Raw genomic sequence first — 21,214 nt, 5'->3', positions numbered from 1 at the left:
TTTTTTTGTCACTCTACTCAGCCACCTCCCCCCCCCCGCCTTCTCTTTTTTTTTTTTCCCCCCCCCCCCCCCTCTTCTTTTTCTTCCCCCCCCCCCCCCCCCCCCCCCCGCCACATTGGGGCGCTAGGTGACCTGCGCGGCCAGGGTCTTCGGGGCCACCAGGCGGTAGGCCTCCCGGACGATGCGGTCGATCTCGGCCCAGTCGACGTCGACGTCCAGCCGCACGCCCAGCCAGCCGCGGTGCCCGACGTACGCCGGCCGGAAGAAGCGCCCGGGCTCGGTGCGCACCAGCTCCTCCTGCGCCCCGGGCGGCGCCGGGCACCAGAAGGCGAGCCTGCCGTCGCCGTGGTGGTCGTCGGCGAACATGACGAACGTCTTCTTGCCGCGCACGAACCACGCGGGCGACCCGTGGCTGAGCCGCTCGGTGACTTCGGGCAGGGCCAGGCACAACTTCCGCAACGCGTCGAGCTGCCGCATCCAGCCAGGCTACGATGTCACGCTGAGGGAGGGATCGATTGTGCAGCGTGACATTCGACGACACCCGGCCGGGAGCAGTGGCTGCGCAACCACCTCGACGGCTGTGACGAGCTGTGGGTCAGCGTCCGGCACGCGAAGCTGCCACCCGCCCGGATCGCCGAGATCGCCGGCGGCGAAGGCCTGACCACAGTCGCGCACTTCGCCGATCCCACCGACCTGATCCTGCTGCTGCGCCGCCCCTTGGCGCCGCGACGCGCGCCGAGGAAGTTCCGGATGTCGTTCGCCGGCTTCCTCGCCCCGGCGGCGTGGATCCTGCTGTGCTTCGGCGGCAGCGCCGTGACAGCCGCGATCAGCGGGGACGAGCGCATCTTCGCGATCGGCTTCTCCCTCACGCTGCTCGGCGTGCCTCCGCTGCTGTGGGTGCTGCGGATCTTCCCGCGCTCGGCCCGCGTCGGATGGCCGGCGAAGGAGTTCACCGGGAAGATCAGCGTCAGCTTCTTCACCGGCCAGTTCGGCGTCTCACCCGAGCTGCTCGGCCGGATCGCCGGCTACCACGGTTGTGCCTTCCGCTCCCAGACCCGGACGCGCGCCCGGGGCACGCTCGTCACCTACGTCCGGTACCGCTAGAAGGCGATCACCAGCACGCCGGCCCACGCGATCACGACACCGCCCGCCGCGCCGTACGCGGCCCAGCGCAGGATCGGGGTTCTGCGGATCAGCCACAGCGACGGCGTGATCCCGGCCGTCACGACGACCGACGCCACGAGCGCCAGCCAGCCGCTGGTCTCCCGCGCCAGCGTCGAGGCCAGCGCCAGCATGGCCACCACGACCACGGCCGCGATGAACGCCGACACGGTCAGCCCGGTCAGCCACGGCGTCGGCTCCCCGGCCGGCCCCGGCGGGCCGAGCACCGTCCGGACGAACCGCCGGCCGGGTGCCTCGGTCCGCGGGGCCGGTTCGACGACCGTGTCGGCGCCGGTCACCGGGTCCACGAACCGCACGGTCGTGCCCATCACCGAGGCGAGCCGCCCGGCGAGCTGGCGGCCGCGCTGCGAGACGACCGCGCCCGCTTCGGCCCCGGAGTCGGCGGAGACCGCGGACGCGACGCGCGCCCATTCGTGCAGTGCCTGCGCGAGGTCCGAGCCGATCGCGAGCTTGTGCGGGTCGACCTCGCGCGCCTGGTCGCCACCGGGTCCGGCCAGCACCGCGCGCTCACCGCGGATCCGCAGCTCCATGGTGTCCCTTCGCGCCGGTTTCGCCTCGAAACCGAAACCTTAGTCGGCCCGCGCCAGTTCGTAGAAGGCCACGGCGGCGGCCGTCGCGATGTTGAGGGAGTCGACTCCGGCCGGCATGGGTATCCGGACGGCGTGATCAGCCGCCGCCAGCGCCGTTTCGGTCAGTCCGGGACCTTCCGCGCCGAACAGCAGCGCCACCCGCCCGGGTGCGTGCGCCCGCAGCTCGCGCAGCGGGATCGAGCCCGGCCGCGGCGTGAACGCGGCGACGGCGAACCCGCGCGCCCGCAGGTCGTCCAGCCCGCCCGGCCAGTCGGTGAGGTGCCCGAACGGCACGCGCAGGACGTGTCCCATCGACACACGCACGCTGCGCCGGTAGAGCGGGTCGGAACAGCCGGGCCCGAGCAGCACGCCGCCGACGCCGAGCGCGGCCGCGTTGCGGAAGAGCGCACCGAGGTTTTCGTGGTCCCCCACGCCTTCGAGAACGGCGATCGTGCCCGCGTTCGCGACGACTTCGGAAACCGCCAGCGGCGCCGGCCGGTCCGCGACGGCGAGGATCCCGCGGTTGAGGTGGAACCCGACGACGTCGGCCATCGTCTCCGCGGACGCCGCGTACCGGGGCACGTCGATCCCGGCGAGGTCGTCGGCGAGCTCGGCGAACCGCCGTTCGACGCCCAGCAGAGCCCGTACCGGGTACCGGGAAGCCAGCAGCCGGGACACCACGACAGTGCCTTCGGCGATGACGAGTCCCTTGCCGCCCGGGCGGTCGGGGCGGCGGTCCGCTGTGGACAGGTCGCGGAAATCGTCGACCCGGGGGTCGTCGCGGCCGGCGATGTGGATCAAGCCCATCCGTCCAGTCTGTCATCCGCCTGCCGTCCCGCTCACTGGTCCGAACGTCGAGCCACCCTTGGTACGAACGGAGGTAATTTGCTTTCGGTTAACCCCCCGTGACGGAGAGCACCAGTTTGGCCGCTAGCCCGGTTGCATCGGCTGTGTAACGGTTGTCCGCCGGGCCTGAAACACGTCCTGGTTCCACACCGACGAAAAGCAGGGATGGTCATGGGGATGGACCTCGCGGCTCAACCGTTCAACACGCTCGACCGGGGACGGTACCGCCGCAAGGTGCAGCGTTGCCTCGACACGTTGGCCCGCATGCTCACCGACGGCAGTTTTTCGTTCCCCCGCAAGAACATCGGCCTAGAGGTGGAGCTGAACCTGGTCGACCGCGAACTGCGCCCGTCGATGACGAACACCGCGGTGCTGGAGGCGCTCGACGACCCGTCGTTCACCACCGAGCTGGGCCAGCACAACATCGAGCTGAACGTGCCGCCGCGGCCGCTGGCCGGCGATTCGGCCCTCCAGCTCGAAGACGACCTCCGCGCGTACCTCGCGACCGCGGCGTCGAAGGCCCGCGACACCGGGTCGTCGCTGGCCATGATCGGCATCCTGCCGACGTTGAAGCACGAGCACTTCGACCAGAAGTGGCTCACCAACAAGTCCCGGTACGTCACCCTGAACGACCAGATCTTCGCGGCACGCGGCGAACGGACCGTGCTGGCGATGGAAGGCGCGCCCCTGCCGGGCCAGCAGCCGGAACGCCTTCGCAGCTATGCGGAATCCATTCTTCCGGAGGCCGCGTGCACGAGCGTCCAGCTGCACCTGCAGGTGGCGCCGGAGGAGTTCGCCGCGCACTGGAACGCCGCCCAGTGCCTGGCCGGGCCGCAGATCGCGCTCGCCACGAACTCGCCGTTCCTGCTGGGCAAGGCACTCTGGCAGGAGACGCGCATCCCGCTGTTCCTGCAGGCGACCGACACCCGCCCGGAGGAGCTGAAGAACCAGGGCGTGCGCCCGCGCGTGTGGTTCGGGGAGCGCTGGATCACGTCGATCTTCGACCTGTTCGAGGAGAACGTCCGCTACTTCCCCGGCCTGCTCCCGGAAACCGACGTCGAAGACCCGATCGAGGCGCTCGACGCGGGCCAGGCGCCCAAGCTCACCGAGCTGCGCATGCACAACGGCACCATCTGGCGCTGGAACCGCCCGGTGTACGACGTCGTCGACGGCCTGCCGCACCTGCGGATCGAGAACCGGGTGCTGCCGGCCGGGCCGACCGTCGTCGACACCGTGGCGAACGCGGCGTTCTTCTACGGCGCCCAGCGCGCGCTCGCGGAGGCGGAACGCCCGGTGTGGAGCCAGATGTCCTTCCAGGCGGCGGAGGAAAACCTCTACGCCGGCGCGCGGCGCGGGTTCGAGGCACAGCTGTACTGGCCGGGCATCGGCTGGATCCCGCCGGACGAGCTGGCGCTGCGCGTGCTGCTCCCGCTGGCCCACGAGGGGCTGCGCCGCTCCGACGTCTCCGACGAGGCCCGCGAGCGCTACCTCGGGATCATCGAGCGCCGCTGCCTCGCGCGGCGGACGGGGGCGACCTGGCAGCGCGACTACGTCCTGCGCGCGCAGGAGCGTGGGCTCGACCGGGAAGAGGCGCTCAACCTGATGCTCGGGCGCTACCTGGAGCTGTCGGAAACGGGCGAGCCGGTGCACACCTGGCCGTCGGATGAATGACCGCTAACCTGGTTCGATGCCGAAGATTCTCGGTGAGTCGCTCGAAGCGCACCGGCGTGAGGTGCGGACGCGGGTCTTCGAAGTCCTGCGCGCCCAGCTGTACGAACGCGGCTTCGACGCGATCACGCTCGCCGGGGTCGCCTCGGCCGCCGGGGTGGGCCGGACCGCGCTGTACAACCACTTCCCCGACAAGGAAAGCCTGCTCGTCGCGTTCGTCGAGGACGAAGCGGCGCGGTACGTCACGCGGCTGACCGAAGCCGTCGAGGCCCACGCGGACCCGGTCGACCAGCTCGCCACGTTCGTCCGGCTGCAGCTGCGCGTGCTGGCCGAGTACCACATGCCGCCGGGCACGGCGCTCGCGTCGGCGCTGGCGCCCGCGGCGTACCGGCGGATCAGCGCGCACGCCGACCCGATCACCGACCGGCTGCGCGCGATCCTGGCCGGCGGCGTCGACCTGGGGCGCTGGCCGGCCGAGGACCCGGACGTCCTGATTCCGATGATCACCGCCGCGCTGGGCAACCGGACGCTGGTCGACGGGCCCTCCGAGCAGCTGGAAGACGTCGTCGAGGCCGCGGTGCGGTTCGTGCTGAGAGCGGTCGGAGCGTCGATTTAGGGTAGCCTTACCCGGATAAATGCCCTACGATCTTTCTGACAGCGTGTCAGATCGATCGCCGGGAGGCCTGCCCATGTCGGTGACCACGGATGCTCGCCCCTTCTCGGCGACCCTGCGCGCGTCGACGCTCCAGGTGCACGAGAAGGCGAACTACTCGACGTACATGCGCGCCCTGCTCGGCGGCGAGCTGACGCAGGAGGGCTACACCCAGCTCGCGATCCAGTACTACTTCGTCTACGGCGCGATCGAGGCGGCGAGCGACCGCATGGCCGGCGACCCGGTCGGCGGCGAGTTCGTGTTCGACGAGCTGCGTCGGCTGCCCCACCTCGAGCGCGACCTCGCGCACCTGGTCGGCCCGGACTGGCGTTCGACCATCTCCCCGCTGGCGTCGACGCGGGCGTACGTCGCGCGAGTCGGCGAAGCGTCTTCGTGGGCGGGCGGGTACGTGGCGCACCACTACACGCGCTACCTGGGTGACATCGCGGGCGGCCAGGCGATCCGGCGGCTGCTGGAGAAGAAGTACGACGTCGCCGAGGCGGGCACGCTCTTCTACCACTTCGAGGGCATCGGCAGCGCGCCGCGCTTCCGCGACCGGTACCGCGCGAAGCTGGACAACGCGCCGTGGGACGAAGCCGACCGCGCGCGGGTGATCGACGAGACACTGGTCGCGTTCGAGTGCAACGTCGCCGTGTTCGAGGAGCTGGCTTCACGGCTGGACGAATACCGCGCCTGAATGATCGTCGTCACAGCTCGTTGACCTCCACTTAGGTGCAGGTAGCAGGCTCGGTTTCGGGTGACGGACCCTCGGGTACGCCACAGACGGACCGCCGTCCCACTCTGCACCAACCGGGGCTCCGCCCCGGGCCGGGGGCTCCGCCACCCGGACCCCCTCAAGCAGTGGGACGGCCACGCGCCCCCGCTCGCCGCGCAGAGGCGTGTGCTACTAGGTTCGGTACAGGAAACTTGTGTCGAAGACAGAAGGAGGGCCAATGGCCCGCTACGAGCTCCCCGATCTCGACTACGACTACAGCGCGCTCGCGCCGCACATCTCGGGCGAGATCAACGAGCTGCACCACAGCAAGCACCACGCGACCTACGTCAAGGGCGCGAACGACACTCTCGACAAGATCGCGGAAGCCCGCGACGCCGGCGACTTCGGCGGCATCGTCGGTCTCGAGACCACGCTGGCCTTCAACCTGGCCGGCCACGCGAACCACGTCGTGTGGTGGAAGATCCTGTCGCCGGAAGGCGGCGACAAGCCGACCGGCGAGCTGGCCGCGGCGATCGACGAGGCGTTCGGCTCCTTCGACAAGTTCAAGGCGCAGTTCACCGCCGTGTCGACCACGATCCAGGGCAACGGCTGGGGCGCGCTCTCCTGGGACCCGATCGGCAAGACGCTGATCACCCAGCAGCTGCGCGACCACCACAACAACCTGATCCTGCCGACCGTGCCGATCCTGCTGGTCGACGTCTGGGAGCACGCGTTCTACCTGGACTACAAGAACGTGAAGCCGGACTACGTCAAGGCCCTGTGGAACATCTTCAACTGGGCCGAGATCAGCAAGCGCTTCGACAACGCCGTCGCCGGCGGCAACGGCCTGCTGCTCGGCTGAGCTTTTCGCGGAACGGGGCCCTCCTGCACGGGAGGGCCCCGTTTTCGTCGACGGGTGAAATCACTTGACCTCGAGTGCGGTCGAGGTGTGAGAGTGGTCGGCATGGACGTTGACGCGTATCTGGCGCGGCTGGGGGTCGACCGGCCCGCGGCGGCCGACCTGGAGACTCTCCGACATCTGCAAGAACGTCACCTGATCGCGGTCCCGTTCGAGAACCTGAGCATCCACCTCGGCGAGCCGGTCGAACTCGGCGAAGAAGCGTTGTTCGGCAAGATCGTGGAACGCCGGCGCGGCGGCTTCTGCTACGAGCTCAACGGACTTTTCGCGGCACTGCTGCGCTCATTGGGCTACGAAGCTTCGCTGCACGCGGCTCAGGTGTTCCGCCCGGACGGCACGCTCGGCCCGCCCCTGGACCACGCGGCGATCATCGTCTCACTGGACGAGCCGTGGCTGGTCGACGTCGGCTTCGGCCGGTTCTCCCGGCACCCGCTGCGACTGTCCGGCGTGGACGCCCAGCCCGACCCGGACGGCGAGTTCCTGCTGCTGGACGCGCCCCACGGCGACATCGACGTCCTGCGGGACGGCGAGCCGCAGTACCGCCTGGAGCGCCGCCCGCGGCCCCTGGCGGACTTCGTCCCGATGGCGTGGTGGCAGTCGACGTCCCCGGAGTCCCACTTCACGAAGTCCCTGACGTGCTCCCGCCCGACCTCCCAGGGCCGGGTGACGCTGTCGGGCGACCGCCTGATCGAGACGGTCGACGGCGTCCGGCACGAGGTCGCACTGCCGACGGAGGCCGCGATCCGGATGGCGTACCGGGTCTACTTCGGTCTCCCCCTGACGCGCCTGCCCACGCCACCGGGTGAGAGTCCCTTGACGAGCGGTGCGCTCAGCCCGACACTGCCGTGAAGACCACTGTGCACGAACACCGCCGTGCATGAACGAAGCCCCGGCCTGGGGTTCCCAGGGCCGGGGCTCCGTCCGTTCCCGAACTGACTGCCGCTCCCACCACGAAGCGGACGTGTATGAGGTTAGCCTAACCTCATCTCACAGACAAGGGTCTCAGCGAGGAGACCCGGATCTCACTCGTTCGAGTTATACCGCGTCCCAGCTACGGAACGGGGTCCCTCAAATACGGTCTGTCATCCCAGGCGGCACAATGCCGAGGTGACCGCGCATGTCTTCGTCGACGAGAGCAAGCGTGGCGGCTATCTCGTCACCGCCACCCCGCGGTCACGGTCTACGACGGTTCGGCACACGACCGCCGGATCCTTTACCGCTCGACCCGGCTACACGGTTGCGAAACGCTGGAATACCGCCACCACCGCGCACACGAAGAGCCCCTGCTCGCCATCCCCGACGCACTCGCCTGGTGCTGGCAAAGAGGGGGTCCGTGGAAGGCACGGGCGAAGGACTTCATCTCTACAGCCTCTGCTCCGAGCGGCCAAGACAGCCGTTAGACCTTCGCCCGCTTGAGCACCCGGAGCCCGAACCGCCGCTGAACCGGCCACGAAACGCCACCCCGCCGGATCAGCACGATCGCACAGACCACCGCGGCCAACGCCGAAACCGCGCCGCCGATGTAGAACGGAGACCGCCCGCCGAACGCCTGCGCCATCCAGCCGACCATCGGACCGCCGATCGGGTTGCCGCCGATGAGCACCAGCACGTACAGCCCCATCACGCGCCCGCGCATCTCGGGGCTGACCGAGGTCTGCACCAGCGCGTTCGCCGTGTTGAGGAACGTCATCGTGGCGAAGCCGAGCGGGATCAGGCCGAGGCCGAAGGTCAGGTACGTCGGCATGAACGCCGTGAGCAGCTCGAACACGCCCAGGAAGAACGCCGACACCAGCATCAGCCGCACCCGCGGCCGGCCCTTCGTCCCGCGGCGGGCCGACATCACCGCGCCGGTGAACGTGCCCACCGCGACCAGCGTCGACAGCAGCCCGTAGCCGTCGGCCGCGGTGTGGAACACGTTCGCCGCGACGATCGGCAGCGAGGAGAAGTACGTGATGCCGAACGTGCTGACGAACAGCACCAGCACCATCACCGTCATCAGGTCCGAGCGCCGCCGGACGTACCGCAGGCCCTCGGCCAGCTGCCCCTTTTCGCGCGGCACCGCCGCGACGCGGAACAGCTTGTCCGGGTTCATCATGACCAGCCCGACGATCACCGCGACCGTGCTGACCGCGTTCGCGATGAACAGCCAGCCGGTGCCGATCCAGGTGATCGCGAACCCGGCGATCGCCGGGCCGACGATCCGCGCCATGTTGAAGATCGACGAGTTCAGCGCGACCGCGTTCGCGATCTGGTCCCGGCCGACCATCTCGGCGACGAAAGACTGGCGCGTCGGCACTTCGAGCGACGCCGTGATGCCGAGCGTGAAGCACAGGACGTAGACCTGCCACAGCGCCACGAGCCCGGTGATGTCGAGGACGCCGAGCACCACGGCCTGCGCGCACGCCGCGACCTGGATCCAGGTCAGCAGCCGCCGCTTGTCGACGCGGTCGGCGAGGACGCCGGCCCACAGCGAAAGGAACAGGGTCGGCGCGAACTGCAGCGCCACCGCGATGCCGAGGGCGATCGGGTTGTTGCCGCTGAGGGTGAACACCAGCCAGTCCTGGGCGATGCGCTGCATCCAGGTGCCGATGTTGGAGATGACCTGGCCGGTGAAGAACAGCCGGTAGTTGCGGACCCGCAGGGACGCGAACATGCCGCGGCGCTGCGTTCCCGAAGGCTGTACTTCGGACGGGCGCGACTCGGACGGCGGCGAAGCGGACGGCGGTGGCGCCGTGTCCCGGGTAGCAGTGGTCTCGATGGAACGTTTCGTTTCGCTACCCGTGACCGTCACCGTGGTTAGTTCCCCGCCATCCTGTCTATGATTTCGGCGGCTTTCGAGAGCACTTCGCGCTCTTCGTCGCCGAGTTCCGCCAACTGCCGGTCCAGCCACGCCTCCCGCACGGAGATGGCCTTCTGCACGTAGGCCAGTCCGCTCTCGGACAGCTCGACGATGGCCTGCCGGCCATCGGTCGGGTGCGGGCGCCGCTCGACGAACTTCAGCTCTTCGAGCGCGGCGATCACCCTCGTCATCGAGGGCGGCTGGACGCCTTCCTTCGCGGCGAGCTGACCCGGGGTCAGCGCACCGCACTTGTGCAGGGTGGACAGCGCGGCGACCTGCGTCAGCGTGAGGTCGTCCCCGACGCGCTGTGCCCGCAGCCGGCGGTTGAGCCGGACCACCGCGAGACGCAGACGGCTCGCCAAGGAGCGTTCGTGCGTGTCGCCGGACATATAGTTAGCATACCTTACGATGTTGCGGCCGCACGGGTGATCTCCGTCAAAGCCGGTCCCGGGAACGACGACGGCCCCGGCTCGGTCGTCGCGACCAGGAGCCGGGGCCGTCGGCCGGTGATCACCACATGCAGGTGGGCACCGTGTCGGTCTCGCTGATGATGTGGTTGTCCGGCACGAAGCCCCACCAGCCGCCCGGGGTGTCGGCCTGGGTGTAGAGCCAGCGGTACGGGTGCGGCCCGCCGCCGTTGAACTCGTTGTCGACCTTGCAGGCGAACCAGCTGGGCGTGCCGTAGATGGTCCCGTAGCTCCCGCTGTACCCGGCGCTGCTGTAGACCTTCGTCGGCGACTCGTTGTCGCAGTAGTACACGTTGTGCCACCGGCCGGCCGAGTCCTGCTTGGTCTCGCCCGCGGCCCAGCAGGCACCGGCCTGCGTGGACGCGGTCGCCGCGGCGGGCACGGCCAGGCTGATCCCGGTCACCGCGACCACGGCGGTGACGACGCGCTGAAACGCACGGCTGCGCACATTTCCCCCTCGAAAGATCAGGGGCCACCCCCTGTGGCCCCGATGATCATGAGCGTAGCAAGCCCGATTTGTCCGCACCGCGGGTTTGCCCAAGATGCCGGGTCCGCAACCGTCGGCACCCTCGCGCGTCCTCCACCATGGACGAGACCCGGGGGTCGGATATGAACAAGAAGCTGGTGGGCTCGGCCGTGGTCGGCGCGGCGGTGGTGGCCATCGTGGCGGCACAGTTCCGGGGCGGCGACGAGGCACCGGCGGCCGCGCCGCCACCACCGCCGGCGCCGTCGATCACGCAAGGCGCGCTGGAGATCTACCGGCTCGCGGACGGCCCCGGCTCGGCGATCGAGATCCCGGTGCCGTCGTCCTGGGCCGTGCACCGCGACAAGGAGCGCGCGAGCTACCGCCGAGGCGACCTCCTGCTCGAGACCGACCGGGTGCCGATCACGCAGGAGGACGCCCTCGGCGGGCTCCGGGCGGTGGCCGGCCGACAGGGCGGCACGGTGGCCGAGCACGCCCCGGTCGCCGACCGCGACGCCGCGGAATGGGACTTCACCTACGAACGCGACGGCGTGCCGCGCCGGGTGACCGTGGTCGGTCTCGGCGCCGGCGACGCACTGGTGACGATCCGGTTCGATGCCCCGGCCGCGGATTTCGAACGCGACCGGAGCGTCCTCGACGAAGCTTTGAAGGTCAGGGGCTGATCAGCGGAACGCCGCCTGGAGCGGCCCGACCGCGAAGTAGGCGACGAAGGCCAGCGCGATCACCCACATCAGCGGGTGCACCTGGCGAGCCTTGCCGGTCGCCGCGCGGATCACGACGTAGCTGACGAAGCCGGCGCCGATGCCGTTGGCGATCGAGTACGTGAAGGGCATGACGACGATGGTCAGGAACGCGGGCAGCGCGATCGAGTAGTCGGTGAAGTCGATGTCGCGAACCTGCGACATCAGCATCGCGCCGACCACGACCAGCGCCGGCGCGGCCGCCTCGACCGGCACGACCTGGTAGAGCGGCGTCAGGAACATCGCGGCGATGAACAGCACGCCGGTGACGACGTTCGCCAGGCCGGTCCGCGCGCCTTCGGCGATGCCGGACGCCGATTCGACGAACACCGTGTTCGAGCTGGCCGAGCCGAAGCCGCCGGCCGCGCCCGCGAGGCCCTCGACGAACAGCGCCTTGCCGACGTTGGGCAGCTGACCGTCCTTCGGCAGCAGGTCGGCCTCCTTGGCGAGGCCGGTCATGGTGCCCATCGCGTCGAAGAAGTCGGCCAGGACCAGCGTGAACACCAGCAGGCAGACGGTGATGATCGGCAGCCGCGTCCAGGCGCCGAACGAGACGTCACCCACCAGCGAAAGGTTCGGCAGGCCGACGACCTGGTCCGGCAGTGCCGGGTAGCCGAGGTTCCAGCCCTTCGGGTTCGTGCCCTGCGACGGCCCGGCCTTGACGATCGCCTCGACGACGACGGCCAGCACGGTTGAGGACAGCACGCCGATCAGGATCGCGCCCTTGACCTTGCGCACGACCAGGACGCCGGTGATGAGCAGGCCGACGACGAAGACCGCGGTCGGCCAGGAGGCGATCGAGCCGTTGATGCCCAAGCCGACCGGGACGGTGGTGTTCGCGGCGTCCGGCAGGCGGCGCACGAACCCGGCGTCGACCAGGCCGATCAGGCAGATGAACACGCCGATGCCGACGGCGATCGCGGACTTCAGCGCGGCCGGCACGGCCCGGAACACCGCGGTGCGGAACCCGGTGAGCACGAGCGCCACGATGATGACGCCCTCGATGACGACCAGGCCCATCGCTTCGGGCCAGGTCATCTGCGGGGCGATGGTGACCGCGACCAGGCTGTTGATGCCCAGGCCGGTGGCGATGGCGAACGGGTAGTTCGCGACCAGCCCCATGAGGATGGTCATGACGCCGGCGACGAGCGCCGTCACCGCGGCGACCTGCGGAACCGGCAGGATGCCGCCGAGGAGGTCCTTGTGCGCGCCCGCGTCGTCAGCCGAGAAACTGCCGATGATCAGCGGGTTCAGCACCACGATGTAGGCCATCGTGACGAAGGTGACCAGACCGCCGCGCAGCTCGCGCGGCACGGTCGAACCCCGTTCGGTGATCTTGAAGAACCGGTCCAGTGTGGACGTCCCGGTGCGGGTCGTCTCCTGCTCCGCCATTCGCCTGCCCATTCTGTCGCTGCTGCGGAGTACCCTTCACCACGTGAGTGAACCGATCAATCCACCGGAGGTTACGGGCTCGTTGCGGCACACGCCGGAGCTGCCCAAGAAGCTGACCGACCTGACGCCGGTGGTGATCGTAGGCACTTCGATCTGGACTGTCGCGCTGGTGGTGCTCTTCTTCACGACTTCGGGGCTGTGGGTGCAGACGGCGCTGTCCGGGTTCGTGCTCGGGTTCATCGGCCTGGCGATCATCGCCTGGCAGCGCGCCGCGGCCCGGCGGGGATCGAAGTCGGCGCAGCGGCTCTGAGCCCCTTCACGCTTACGCCAGCAGCGTCCGCGGCGAGGGGTCGTCGAGCAGCGCGGTGACGAGGTGCCGGTCGGGCCAGCGCCCGGCCGCCCAGGCGAACGCGCGCGCCAGGCCTTCGGAGGTGTCGGCGGCGTGCAGCCGATCGTCGGACCACCACTGGACGTCGTGGTCGGCGCCTTGGATCGACACGGTCAGCGGGTCGTGCACCAGCACGCCACCCTCGGGCAACCGGATGCCGAGCTGGTCGGCGACGAGCTTCAGCGCGGGCAGCTCGGCCCACGGCGCGTACTCGCCTTGGCTGGTCACAGCGGCCTGTTCGGTACTGGCGAGCGGCAGGTCGAGCAGGTCCGCGAGGCGTTCCGGATCCTCGGGCGCGACGACGTACTGGTCGGGCTCCAGCGCCCCGGCCACCCAGGGCACGTCCAGGACCAGCGCACCGTCCACAACGGACCCGTCGGCGGCCCGGACCGCTTCCGGCGGCCGGGGTTCGAACCCGGAGTCCACGACGGCGTCATGAGCGCGGGTGATCAGTCCACTCGAGATCGTCCGTTCCGGATCGGCGAGCCGCTTCAGAACGTCCTCGGCCTCATCCACAGTGGACAGTGTCAGATCGGTTCGCACCCCGGCGGCCCTGAGCAGTTCCTCACTCAGCCCGAGGTCGGGAACCTCGTCGTAGAGCCCGGCCAGGTCGGCGCCGGGCAGGCGCCACTCGCTCGGGGCCAGCCCGCCGAGCACGGCGTACTGCGCGATCCACCAGGCCGCGTGTCCTCGGGGCACGCGCAGGGCGTGCAAGGTTTCGGGGCGCGCGGCGAGCAGGCGCAGCGCGGCGGGCCAGGCGTCGTCGGCGACGAGGTCGAGGTCCCGGATCGCGACGAGTGTCGACGGCGGCTCCGGCAGCGAGTCCCACCAGGCTTCCTCGTCCGGCAGGTCGTGGTCGGGCTCGTGCGGCTCGTCGTCGGTGACCACCGCGAACGAGTCGAGGACGCCGGCGGCCTTGAGCGTGTCGTCCGGCCAGTCTTCGGCGAAGTCCTCGTCGAGGACGTCGAGCGCGCCGTCCTCGTCGAAGACCTCTTCGTCGAAGATCTCGACGAGCGGCGACGCGGGAAGCACGAGTTCGTCGGCACGCCGCCAGGTGTCGGTGGCGGGCAGGGCGAGGGCGCCGACCCACCGCGGGGCGTCGTCCCCGCAGTCCGCGATCAGCCGGAGGACGGCACCCGCGAGCGTCGTACCGTCCAATCCGGACCGGACGTCTTCGACGCTGCGCTCGACGGCGTCACGCAGCTGGTCTGCGTTGAGGAGCTCACGCGCATCGGCTTGCTTGGCGCCCAGGCGTTCCAGCAACGGGTGCGACGCGGCGGGGTGCACCAGCCGCAGCCCGGGAATGTCCACATCGGACAGGAGGTCGAGCAGCTCGGCCGAACCCTCGACCAGGAGGCTGCCTCGCGCTCCGGGCAGCGTCCGGCCGTCGGAGAGCGGCACGGGCAGGCCGTCCAGCCGCTCGCTCGCGAGCGCGTGGGACTCGACCGCCTTGGCGAGCGCCGCGTAGACGTCGTGCCACCAGCCCGGTTCCCTGGCGATGCCGGTAAGCGTTTCCAGCACCTCTTCGACGCTGATCACCTGCACCGCGACGGCTTTCAGCACACTGGCGGGCGCCGCGCCCTCGAGCAGACCCGGGACGACGTCGGCGATCAGTTCGGGCAGACCGGGTACATCGACGTCGAGCACCTTCGCCTGCCGCCCGGCGACCTCGCCACCATCCTGAGTGGACAGCCACGGCTCGGAACTGAGGTTCGCCAGCACTTCGTCGCGCAGCTCCGCGTCCACTGTGGACTTCGGAAAGCCCGGAACGGGCACGAGCGCGAACCGCTGTTCCGACGGGAGCAATCGCACCAGCCGGACGTACTCGGCGGCGGCGTTTTCGAGTGCCTTGGTCAGCTCGGACCCGGGCAGCGCCCGGCGACGCGAAGGCTCGACAGGCACGGAGGCGAGCAGCCTCGCGGGCAGCGAGAGTCCGTCGTCGGTCGGGGTGGGGGCGTGCAGGACGTCTTCGGCGAGCGGCTTCGGAACACCCTCTTTGTCGACCGGCACCGCCCAGACGACGTCGCCGCGATGGGTCAGCCACCGGGTCTCCCTCTGCGGACCCCGGATTTCCACGATGTCCTGGCTGGTCGTTCGAGTCCACACGCGACCGTCCACATCGGCCTCGGCCAGCCACGGCAGGGCGAGGAGCAGGTCCCCGATGTCCGCGCCGAGCTGATCGAGCAGGGCTTGCCCGTCGACGTCATCCCTGAGCGGCAGCCGGACTTCGGTATCGAAGCCGGCCGGGACGTCGGCGTCCACCGGCCAGGGCAGACGCAGGACGGGAACGTCACCTTCGATGTTCGCGGCGGCGCGTGTTTTCTCGGCGGAAAAGACAACACCGCCGCTGGTCGAGACGACGCTGGGAGCGTCGGAAACGGTACGGACGGCGGCGAAACCGACCCCGAAGCGCCCGACGGTGTCCCCGGTCTTCCCGGACGCCCGCAGCGAGGCGAGGGAAGCGACGCCGCGCGCATCGAGCGGCGCGCCGGTGTTGGCGAACCTGAGCTCCCGGCCCACGAGGGACACCCGGATCCGGCCGGGCTGCCCGGCGGCCATGGCGGCATCGGCGGCGTTCTGCGCGAGTTCGACGAAGAGCCGATCCCGATAGGCGCCGACGCGCAGGTCCTGCTCGACGTTGGTGTCCTCGAGGAGCCGGGTGGGCGAGTCCTGCCAGGCGCGCAGGGTGGAGTCACGGAGCCGCGCGGTGCCGAAGGGATCCCCGGCCCCGTGCGGCTCAGAGGTTCCGCTGCTCACCGGCGGTATCGACATCGGCCTGCGCTTCATCGGGGACCACCGTGTCGGTGAGAGCGGCTGCGGGCGGCTCATCCGCGTGCTCTGTCACGGGAGCGGCGTCGGTGACCTCGGCCTGAGTGGGCTCGGCCTCGGCGGGCTCGGGCACGGAGTCCTCAACCGGCGCAGCGCTCACCTCAGCGGACGCTTCCACCGGCGCAGCGGTCTCGGCCACATCGGTGGCCTCAGCCCGGGTCGGCTCAGCTTCGGCAGGCTCGGTCACCTCAGCCTCCACCGGCGCAGCGATCTCACCCGCGTCGGCGACCTCGGCCTGGGCTGGCTCAGCCTCGGCGGACTCCGGAACATCAGCCCCGACAGGAGTCGCCTCGGCCTCACCCAGCCGGGCATCGGTCCCACCCGCCTGCTCGGCCGCGTCGACCTGGGGCGCGGCGTCGGTCACCTCAGCCTGGGTCGGCTCGGCCTCCGCAGGCTCGGCCACGGCAGCATCCGCAGGCGCAGTCGCTTCGGCTGCCACCTCGCTCCGCTCCGCCTGAGCCTGCTCGGCAGCAGTCGCAACCGGCTCGGCCGTGGGCTCTGTCGCCACAGCGTGCGGCTCGTCGACCGCATCGGTCGCGGCAGGTTCCGCCGCGGCCGCGACCGGCTCGGCCGCCGCATCGGGCTGTGCCTCGGATGCCTGCGACTCAGCGGCAACATCGGTCGGTTCGGCCTGGGCCGGCTCCGCCGCGATCCCCTCGGCCGCGACCATCTCGGCAGCCGCACCGACCGCCTCGACCTGCGCCGAGTCGGATTCGGTCGCAACCGGCTCGGCGATCGCATCGGCCCGCTTCGGCTCGGCAACCGCACGCTGCTCAGCCGACTCCGCCGCCACCGGCTCGGCAACCCCACCGGCCACCTCGACCTGCACCGGCTCAGCGTCAGCCGCCACCGGCCCAGCAACTTCACCGGCCACCTCGACCTGCGCCGAGTCCTGCTCAGCCGTAACCGACTCAGCCGCCGGCTCGGCAACCCCGCCGGCCACCCCGGCACCCGCCTCCGCGACGACCTCCGGCTCCACCTCCGCCGGCGACACGTCCGATTCCGCGATCCCCGTCTCGGGCTCCGCCGCCGCCGTCTCCACCACTTCCGCGGGCTCCGGCGTGAAGTCCAACAGCGAATCGTCGTACACCAGCTCCGCCACCGGGATCGAGGACGTCACCTCGACCTCGACCTCCGAGTGGGCGCCGCAGCCGTACTCCACGTCCACCACGTGGCCGTCCGCCGGGGCGATGTCGTTGCTGCACACCCCGAACACCCCGCGCAGCGAACCCGCCAGCGGCACGAAGAACCCGCACGTCCCGCACACGTCCGGCGCGCTGCGGGCCATGTCCGAACGCGGCCCGAACTCGCCGTCGTGCCAGCGGGATGCCGCCTCCGTGCGGCCGAACCGGGACAGCACGTGGACGCGCCCCAGACCCGCGTCGCGCGCGACGTCCTCCACCGCCGGGTCGTCCGACTGCAGGTACGCCGGGACCAGGCGGGGGTCGTTCTCGTCCGTCGGGAAGATGTCGCCGACGCCCAAGTCGCCCGCGCGCACCCGGCGCTCCCAAGGCACCCACGCCGGCGCGACCAAGGCGGAAGGCCCCGGCACCAGGACGACCTCGCTGACCGTCACCGGCTCGTCGTCGCCCGCCAAGGCGACCGTCACGCACCAGCGCCAGCCGCCGTAACCCGGGACCTGGGCCTCGAACAGGTGACTCGCCGTGACCGCGTCCTCACGCGTGACACCCACGTGGGTGCCGATCTGCTCCTCGGGCGTTTCGTCGAGCACTGCCGCGCGCGCGAACTCCACCGCATCGGCGAGCTTGCGCTGCACGGAACCGTCATCGAGGGTCAGCAGCAGCGTCATGCGGCCAATTGTGCCGCACGCATCCTCGGCGCCCGTGCCAGGCTGTTCATGTGCGCACGCCGATCATCACCACGCTGCTGGTGGCCGCCGCGCTGGGCGGCTGCGCCAGTGCCCCCGGCCAGGAGACGAGCCCGGAACAGCTGACCGTCGAGGTGGTCTCGACCCTGCCGCACGACCCCACCGCCTTCACCGAAGGCCTCGAGTTCGCCGGCGGCACCCTCTACGAAAGCACCGGCCTCGCCGGGCAGTCGACGCTCACCGCCGGACCGCCCGGCGGCCCGCCCCGGACCACGGCCACGCTCCCCTCGCCGCTCTTCGGCGAAGGCGTCACCGTCCTCGGGCCGACGCTGTGGCAGCTCACCTGGCAGGACGGCTTCGCCATCGAACGCGACGCGACAACCCTTGCCGAGCTGCGCCGCGTCGGATACGAAGGCGAAGGCTGGGGGCTCTGCCACCAGGCCGACGGCCGGCTCGTCATGAGCAACGGCTCGGCGCGGCTGACCTTCCGCGACCCGAAGACCTTCGCCGTCACCGGTGGCGTCGACGTCGGGCGCGACCAGCTCAACGAGCTCGAGTGCGTCGGCGGCGACGTCTACGCAAACGTTTGGCACACCGACACCGTCCTGCGGATCGACGCCGCGACCGGACGGGTCACCGGGATCATCGACGCAGGTCGGCTGCGCGCGCAGCTGAACAGAACCGGCACCGAGGACGTGCTGAACGGTATCGCCGCCGTGCCGGGCACGGACGAATTCCTCCTCACCGGGAAGCAGTGGCAGGTCACGTTCCGGGTGAGGTTCGTCCCGAAGACCCCGTAAAGCACGGATGAGCAGGCGGAACCGACCCCCGGTAAGGCAGGATTGAGACGTGGCACTCTTCGGCTCCCGCTCCGACGGCTCCGGCTCGCAGCAGCGCGGCCGGAAGTCGAAGCGCCGCTGGACGCCGGAGCCGGGCGCCGCGCAGGCGAAGCCGTGGCGGGAGGCCGCCGCCCCCACCCGGGCGGAGCCCACCCGCGTCGAGCACCGGAGCGCGCCGCCGCCCACCCGCGTCGAACGGCCCGTCCCACCACCGCCGCGTGGCGGCTACTACGGCGACCCCGCGCCGCACGAGGCCCCGGCCACCGCCGCGCCGATGGGACAGCGGCCATCGCCGCCCCCGCGGGGCGCCCGGCCCTACGACCCGAACCGCACCGAGCCGGTCCGCCGCGAGCAGCCCGGCTTCTACCAGGGCGAACGCCGTCCCGGCAGCGGTGAGTACGAGCACTACGACACCGGTGGCTACGCGGGTGAACCGCGGCCGCCCGAGGCGGAGCCCCTGCCGCCGCGGGAGGAGCCGCGCACCCCGGGCGGCACGCCGAAGCTGCCGAAGAAGATCACGGTCACGCGGGTCGCGGCGATGCGCAGCCGGCAGCTGACCGGCCAGGCCGTCGGCGCCTTCCAGCGCGCGACGAAGGCCGACGGCGCCGAGAAGTCGGGCCTCACCTCGCTCACCTACGCCGTGATGCTGAACTACGCCAGCGACGCGGCGATGGCGATCGCGCTGGCCAACACCCTGTTCTTCGCCGCGACCAGCGGCGAGAGCAAGGGCAAGGTCGCGCTCTACCTGCTGATCACGATCGCGCCGTTCGCGCTGGTCGCGCCGGTGATCGGCCCGGCGCTCGACAAGGTGCAGCGCGGCAGGCGGCTGGCGATGTGCGCGTCGTCGATCGGCCAGGGGCTGATGGCCGTCGTGATGGCGCTGCACTTCGACGACTGGCTGCTCTACCCGGCCGCGCTCGGGATGATGGTGCTGTCGAAGTCGTTCACCGTGCTCAAGGCCGCCGTGACGCCCCGGGTGCTGCCGTCCGAGATCACGCTGTCCAAGACCAACGCCCGGCTGACGACGTTCGGCCTGGTCGCCGCGGGCGCGTTCGGCGCGCTGGCCAGCGGGATCAACGCGATCTCCGGCTCGGCGGGCGCACTGTGGTTCACCGCGCTGATCTGCGTCGCCGCGGCCGTGCAGTCGATGCGGATCCCGGCCTGGGTCGAAGCGACCGAGGGCGAGGTGCCGACGTCGCTCCTGGCCCACCCGACGGAGAAGAAGCGGCGCCAGCCGATGGGGCGCCACATCGTCGTCGCGCTGTGGGGCAACGGCTCGGTGCGCGTGCTCACCGGGTTCCTGATGATGTTCGCCGCGTTCGCGGTGAAGGCCCAGACCGAAGGCAGCGGGCAGACGCCGTTCATGCAGCTGCTGCTGCTCGGCGTGATCGGCGCCGCCGCCGGTGCCGGCGGGTTCCTCGGCAACGCGCTGGGCTCGCGCCTGCAGTTCGGCAGCCCCGACCAGGTGATCGTCGGATGCGTGGCGGGTTGTGTGCTGGCCGCGCTGGTCGCGACGATCCTGCCCGGCCTGGCCACGGCGGCGATCGTCGGCCTGGTCGGCGCGACGGCCAGCGCGCTGGCCAAGATCAGCCTCGACGCCGTGATCCAGGAGGACCTGCCCGAGGAGTCGCGCGCGTCGGCGTTCGGCCGCTCGGAGACCGTGCTGCAGCTGGCCTGGTGCTGCGGCGGCGCGATCGGCCTGCTCCTGCCGCCGACCTACTGGATCGGCTTCATGGTCATCACGATCCTGCTGGCGATCGGGACGACCCAGACGTACCTGGTCCGCCGCGGCGGTTCGCTCGTGCCGGGCCTCGGCGGCGACCGGCCGCTGCGGCCCGAGCCGACCGGCAGCTTCCCGGCCCAGGGCCTGCCCAGGGACCCGTCGGCCCGCCGGTAGGCTCCGGCCCATGCGACGTTCCCGGATGGTGGCCCTGCTTGCGGCCGGTGGGTTCGCGGTGGCCGGCTGCTCGGCACCCGGCCCGGCCGAGGTCACCTTCTACGCCGACGGCCACACCATCAACGCGACGCCGACGATCACCTGTGACTACTCCCAGCAGGAGCCGTGCCGCTCGCTACGGGCGCCCGAAACGCTGCGGATCCGGCCGGGCAAGCCCGTGCAGGTCTCGGTGCCCGGCGAGGTCGCGGACGTGCCGTGGCGGATCATCGTCGAGTACGTCACCCCGCAGGGCGAATTCAAGCGGCGTGACCCGGTTCTGATCACGTCGCTGGACCGCTACGCCTACACCGCCGCCCCGCCGACCCCCACCGACCGCGTGTCCGCGGTCGAGGTGCAGGCCTACTCGGCCGTGGTCAGCACGGGGGCCGGCGGCTCGGACATCATGCCGAGCGACTTCTGGGGCCTCCGGCTCGAAGCTTAGGGATCGATGTCCCGGGCCACCGCGCGCATGATCTCGCCGATCTGCTTGGTGTGCTTGCGATCCGGGTAGCGGTTGCGCCGCAGGTCCGGCTGCACCTTCAGCTCGAGCAGCTTGATCATGTCCTCGATCAGGCCGTGCAGCTCTTCCGCCGGGCGACGACGCGCTTCGGCGACGGACGGCGGCGGGTCGAGCAGCCGGACGGAAAGCGCTTGCGGGCCGCGACGGCCGTCGGCGACGCCGAACTCGAGCCGCTGCCCGGCCTTGAGCCCCTCGACGCCCTGCGGCAGCGCGGCCTTGCGAATGTAGACGTCGGCGCCACCCTCGTCCTGCGTGACGAAACCGAAGCCCTTCTCCGCGTCGTACCACTTGACCTTGCCGGTCGGCACTTCCCTCACCAGTCCTTCTGCTGTCCCGCTCATGACGAACGCGCCCGGGGGCGTACCCAGGGCGCGCTCCTGAAAGGGTATCTCGCCACAGGC

At 70.8% G+C, this 21,214-nt stretch carries 21 protein-coding genes; 11 read left to right on the top strand and 10 right to left on the bottom strand.

Annotated features, from left to right (window positions below; translation table 11 throughout):
• Positions 1-123: 123 nt before the first annotated feature.
• Entirely contained in the window at positions 124-477 is a 354-nt protein-coding gene (locus tag ACZ4TR_RS05795) for an MmcQ/YjbR family DNA-binding protein (RefSeq protein ID WP_465285919.1), read from the bottom strand.
• A 273-nt stretch (positions 478-750) separates the two neighbouring features.
• Here ACZ4TR_RS05795 and ACZ4TR_RS05790 point away from each other — a divergent pair, with 273 nt between their 5' ends.
• Positions 751-1,104, top strand: coding sequence for a hypothetical protein (locus ACZ4TR_RS05790; RefSeq protein ID WP_465285918.1), 354 nt, complete (start codon positions 751-753; stop codon positions 1,102-1,104).
• On the opposite strand, the gene ACZ4TR_RS05785 is transcribed toward ACZ4TR_RS05790, so the two are convergent.
• Positions 1,101-1,712, bottom strand: a complete 612-nt coding sequence (locus ACZ4TR_RS05785; RefSeq protein ID WP_465285917.1) for a DUF2537 domain-containing protein — start codon at positions 1,710-1,712, stop codon at positions 1,101-1,103. The two genes, ACZ4TR_RS05790 and ACZ4TR_RS05785, sit on opposite strands and share 4 nt — an antisense overlap.
• Positions 1,713-1,751: 39 nt before the next feature.
• Positions 1,752-2,558 (bottom strand): TrmH family RNA methyltransferase, encoded by an 807-nt coding sequence (locus ACZ4TR_RS05780; protein WP_465285916.1) that lies wholly within the window; start codon positions 2,556-2,558, stop codon positions 1,752-1,754.
• A gap of 210 nt (positions 2,559-2,768) precedes the next feature.
• Between ACZ4TR_RS05780 and ACZ4TR_RS05775 the strand changes: the two genes are divergently transcribed.
• From ACZ4TR_RS05775 to ACZ4TR_RS05755, 5 genes are all read left to right on the top strand, one after another.
• Complete coding sequence (locus ACZ4TR_RS05775; RefSeq protein ID WP_465285915.1) at positions 2,769-4,268, top strand: glutamate-cysteine ligase family protein; 1,500 nt, start codon at positions 2,769-2,771, stop codon at positions 4,266-4,268.
• A 16-nt stretch (positions 4,269-4,284) separates the two neighbouring features.
• Positions 4,285-4,881: a TetR/AcrR family transcriptional regulator gene (locus ACZ4TR_RS05770; protein ID WP_465285914.1), complete on the top strand. Its 597-nt coding sequence runs from the start codon at positions 4,285-4,287 to the stop codon at positions 4,879-4,881.
• A 73-nt stretch (positions 4,882-4,954) separates the two neighbouring features.
• The gene (locus tag ACZ4TR_RS05765) at positions 4,955-5,614 is read left to right on the top strand and encodes a biliverdin-producing heme oxygenase (protein WP_465285912.1); all 660 of its coding nucleotides are present in this window, start codon (positions 4,955-4,957) and stop codon (positions 5,612-5,614) included.
• 256 nt (positions 5,615-5,870) lie between these two features.
• Positions 5,871-6,494: a superoxide dismutase gene (locus ACZ4TR_RS05760; RefSeq protein WP_364516832.1), complete on the top strand. Its 624-nt coding sequence runs from the start codon at positions 5,871-5,873 to the stop codon at positions 6,492-6,494.
• A gap of 102 nt (positions 6,495-6,596) precedes the next feature.
• Positions 6,597-7,400: an arylamine N-acetyltransferase family protein gene (locus tag ACZ4TR_RS05755; RefSeq protein ID WP_465285911.1), complete on the top strand. Its 804-nt coding sequence runs from the start codon at positions 6,597-6,599 to the stop codon at positions 7,398-7,400.
• A 547-nt stretch (positions 7,401-7,947) separates the two neighbouring features.
• Here ACZ4TR_RS05755 and ACZ4TR_RS05750 read toward each other — a convergent pair.
• The 3 genes from ACZ4TR_RS05750 to ACZ4TR_RS05740 all read right to left on the bottom strand — a co-directional run bounded on the left by ACZ4TR_RS05750 (position 7,948) and on the right by ACZ4TR_RS05740 (position 10,305).
• Positions 7,948-9,204 (bottom strand): MFS transporter, encoded by a 1,257-nt coding sequence (locus ACZ4TR_RS05750; RefSeq protein WP_465285910.1) that lies wholly within the window; start codon positions 9,202-9,204, stop codon positions 7,948-7,950.
• A 143-nt stretch (positions 9,205-9,347) separates the two neighbouring features.
• Entirely contained in the window at positions 9,348-9,779 is a 432-nt protein-coding gene (locus ACZ4TR_RS05745) for a MarR family winged helix-turn-helix transcriptional regulator (RefSeq protein ID WP_086861485.1), read from the bottom strand.
• 121 nt (positions 9,780-9,900) lie between these two features.
• Positions 9,901-10,305 carry a hypothetical protein gene (locus tag ACZ4TR_RS05740; RefSeq protein WP_465285909.1) on the bottom strand — a complete coding sequence of 135 codons (405 nt, stop codon included), beginning with the start codon at positions 10,303-10,305 and terminating at the stop codon, positions 9,901-9,903.
• A gap of 161 nt (positions 10,306-10,466) precedes the next feature.
• Between ACZ4TR_RS05740 and ACZ4TR_RS05735 the strand changes: the two genes are divergently transcribed.
• Positions 10,467-11,003: a hypothetical protein gene (locus ACZ4TR_RS05735; RefSeq protein ID WP_465285908.1), complete on the top strand. Its 537-nt coding sequence runs from the start codon at positions 10,467-10,469 to the stop codon at positions 11,001-11,003.
• On the opposite strand, the gene ACZ4TR_RS05730 is transcribed toward ACZ4TR_RS05735, so the two are convergent.
• Positions 11,004-12,473 carry an NCS2 family permease gene (locus tag ACZ4TR_RS05730; RefSeq protein ID WP_465286301.1) on the bottom strand — a complete coding sequence of 490 codons (1,470 nt, stop codon included), beginning with the start codon at positions 12,471-12,473 and terminating at the stop codon, positions 11,004-11,006.
• 82 nt (positions 12,474-12,555) lie between these two features.
• On the opposite strand from ACZ4TR_RS05730, the gene ACZ4TR_RS05725 reads away from it, so the two are divergent.
• Positions 12,556-12,783: a DUF2530 domain-containing protein gene (locus ACZ4TR_RS05725; protein ID WP_465286300.1), complete on the top strand. Its 228-nt coding sequence runs from the start codon at positions 12,556-12,558 to the stop codon at positions 12,781-12,783.
• Positions 12,784-12,795: 12 nt separating this feature from the next.
• On the opposite strand, the gene ACZ4TR_RS05720 is transcribed toward ACZ4TR_RS05725, so the two are convergent.
• Both ACZ4TR_RS05720 and ACZ4TR_RS05715 read right to left on the bottom strand, forming a co-directional pair.
• The gene (locus tag ACZ4TR_RS05720) at positions 12,796-15,618 is read right to left on the bottom strand and encodes a sacsin N-terminal ATP-binding-like domain-containing protein (protein ID WP_465285907.1); all 2,823 of its coding nucleotides are present in this window, start codon (positions 15,616-15,618) and stop codon (positions 12,796-12,798) included.
• Complete coding sequence (locus ACZ4TR_RS05715) at positions 15,599-17,500, bottom strand: DUF3027 domain-containing protein (protein WP_465285905.1); 1,902 nt, start codon at positions 17,498-17,500, stop codon at positions 15,599-15,601. Before ACZ4TR_RS05715 ends, ACZ4TR_RS05720 begins: the two co-directional genes overlap by 20 nt.
• Positions 17,501-17,550: 50 nt before the next feature.
• On the opposite strand from ACZ4TR_RS05715, the gene ACZ4TR_RS05710 reads away from it, so the two are divergent.
• The 3 genes from ACZ4TR_RS05710 to ACZ4TR_RS05700 are packed head-to-tail and all read left to right on the top strand — an operon-like array spanning position 17,551 to position 20,735.
• Entirely contained in the window at positions 17,551-18,318 is a 768-nt protein-coding gene (locus ACZ4TR_RS05710; RefSeq protein WP_465285904.1) for a glutaminyl-peptide cyclotransferase, read from the top strand.
• A 49-nt stretch (positions 18,319-18,367) separates the two neighbouring features.
• On the top strand, positions 18,368-20,254 hold the full coding sequence (locus ACZ4TR_RS05705) for an MFS transporter (RefSeq protein WP_465285903.1): 1,887 nt from the start codon (positions 18,368-18,370) through the stop codon (positions 20,252-20,254).
• A gap of 10 nt (positions 20,255-20,264) precedes the next feature.
• Positions 20,265-20,735: a DUF2771 family protein gene (locus ACZ4TR_RS05700; RefSeq protein ID WP_465285902.1), complete on the top strand. Its 471-nt coding sequence runs from the start codon at positions 20,265-20,267 to the stop codon at positions 20,733-20,735.
• On the opposite strand, the gene ACZ4TR_RS05695 is transcribed toward ACZ4TR_RS05700, so the two are convergent.
• Positions 20,732-21,121 (bottom strand): cold-shock protein, encoded by a 390-nt coding sequence (locus tag ACZ4TR_RS05695; protein ID WP_364516953.1) that lies wholly within the window; start codon positions 21,119-21,121, stop codon positions 20,732-20,734. The genes ACZ4TR_RS05700 and ACZ4TR_RS05695 overlap by 4 nt on opposite strands.
• Between the last annotated feature and the right edge of the window lie 93 nt (positions 21,122-21,214).

The organism is Amycolatopsis sp. NPDC028719, from assembly GCF_055565395.1.
Note: the sequence above shows the minus strand (reverse complement) of the source record. Positions and strands in the feature narration are given on the sequence as shown.

Coding starts and splice junctions, on each gene's coding strand:
- ACZ4TR_RS05765 (WP_465285912.1), top strand. CDS start 4,955: ATGTCGGTGACCACGGATGCTCGCCCCTTCTCGGCGACCCTGCGCGCG.
- ACZ4TR_RS05730 (WP_465286301.1), bottom strand. CDS start 12,473: ATGGCGGAGCAGGAGACGACCCGCACCGGGACGTCCACACTGGACCGG.
- ACZ4TR_RS05760 (WP_364516832.1), top strand. CDS start 5,871: ATGGCCCGCTACGAGCTCCCCGATCTCGACTACGACTACAGCGCGCTC.
- ACZ4TR_RS05795 (WP_465285919.1), bottom strand. CDS start 477: ATGCGGCAGCTCGACGCGTTGCGGAAGTTGTGCCTGGCCCTGCCCGAA.
- ACZ4TR_RS05790 (WP_465285918.1), top strand. CDS start 751: ATGTCGTTCGCCGGCTTCCTCGCCCCGGCGGCGTGGATCCTGCTGTGC.
- ACZ4TR_RS05780 (WP_465285916.1), bottom strand. CDS start 2,558: ATGGGCTTGATCCACATCGCCGGCCGCGACGACCCCCGGGTCGACGAT.
- ACZ4TR_RS05770 (WP_465285914.1), top strand. CDS start 4,285: ATGCCGAAGATTCTCGGTGAGTCGCTCGAAGCGCACCGGCGTGAGGTG.
- ACZ4TR_RS05785 (WP_465285917.1), bottom strand. CDS start 1,712: ATGGAGCTGCGGATCCGCGGTGAGCGCGCGGTGCTGGCCGGACCCGGT.
- ACZ4TR_RS05750 (WP_465285910.1), bottom strand. CDS start 9,204: ATGTTCGCGTCCCTGCGGGTCCGCAACTACCGGCTGTTCTTCACCGGC.
- ACZ4TR_RS05715 (WP_465285905.1), bottom strand. CDS start 17,500: ATGACGCTGCTGCTGACCCTCGATGACGGTTCCGTGCAGCGCAAGCTC.
- ACZ4TR_RS05775 (WP_465285915.1), top strand. CDS start 2,769: ATGGGGATGGACCTCGCGGCTCAACCGTTCAACACGCTCGACCGGGGA.
- ACZ4TR_RS05745 (WP_086861485.1), bottom strand. CDS start 9,779: ATGTCCGGCGACACGCACGAACGCTCCTTGGCGAGCCGTCTGCGTCTC.
- ACZ4TR_RS05755 (WP_465285911.1), top strand. CDS start 6,597: ATGGACGTTGACGCGTATCTGGCGCGGCTGGGGGTCGACCGGCCCGCG.
- ACZ4TR_RS05735 (WP_465285908.1), top strand. CDS start 10,467: ATGAACAAGAAGCTGGTGGGCTCGGCCGTGGTCGGCGCGGCGGTGGTG.
- ACZ4TR_RS05700 (WP_465285902.1), top strand. CDS start 20,265: ATGCGACGTTCCCGGATGGTGGCCCTGCTTGCGGCCGGTGGGTTCGCG.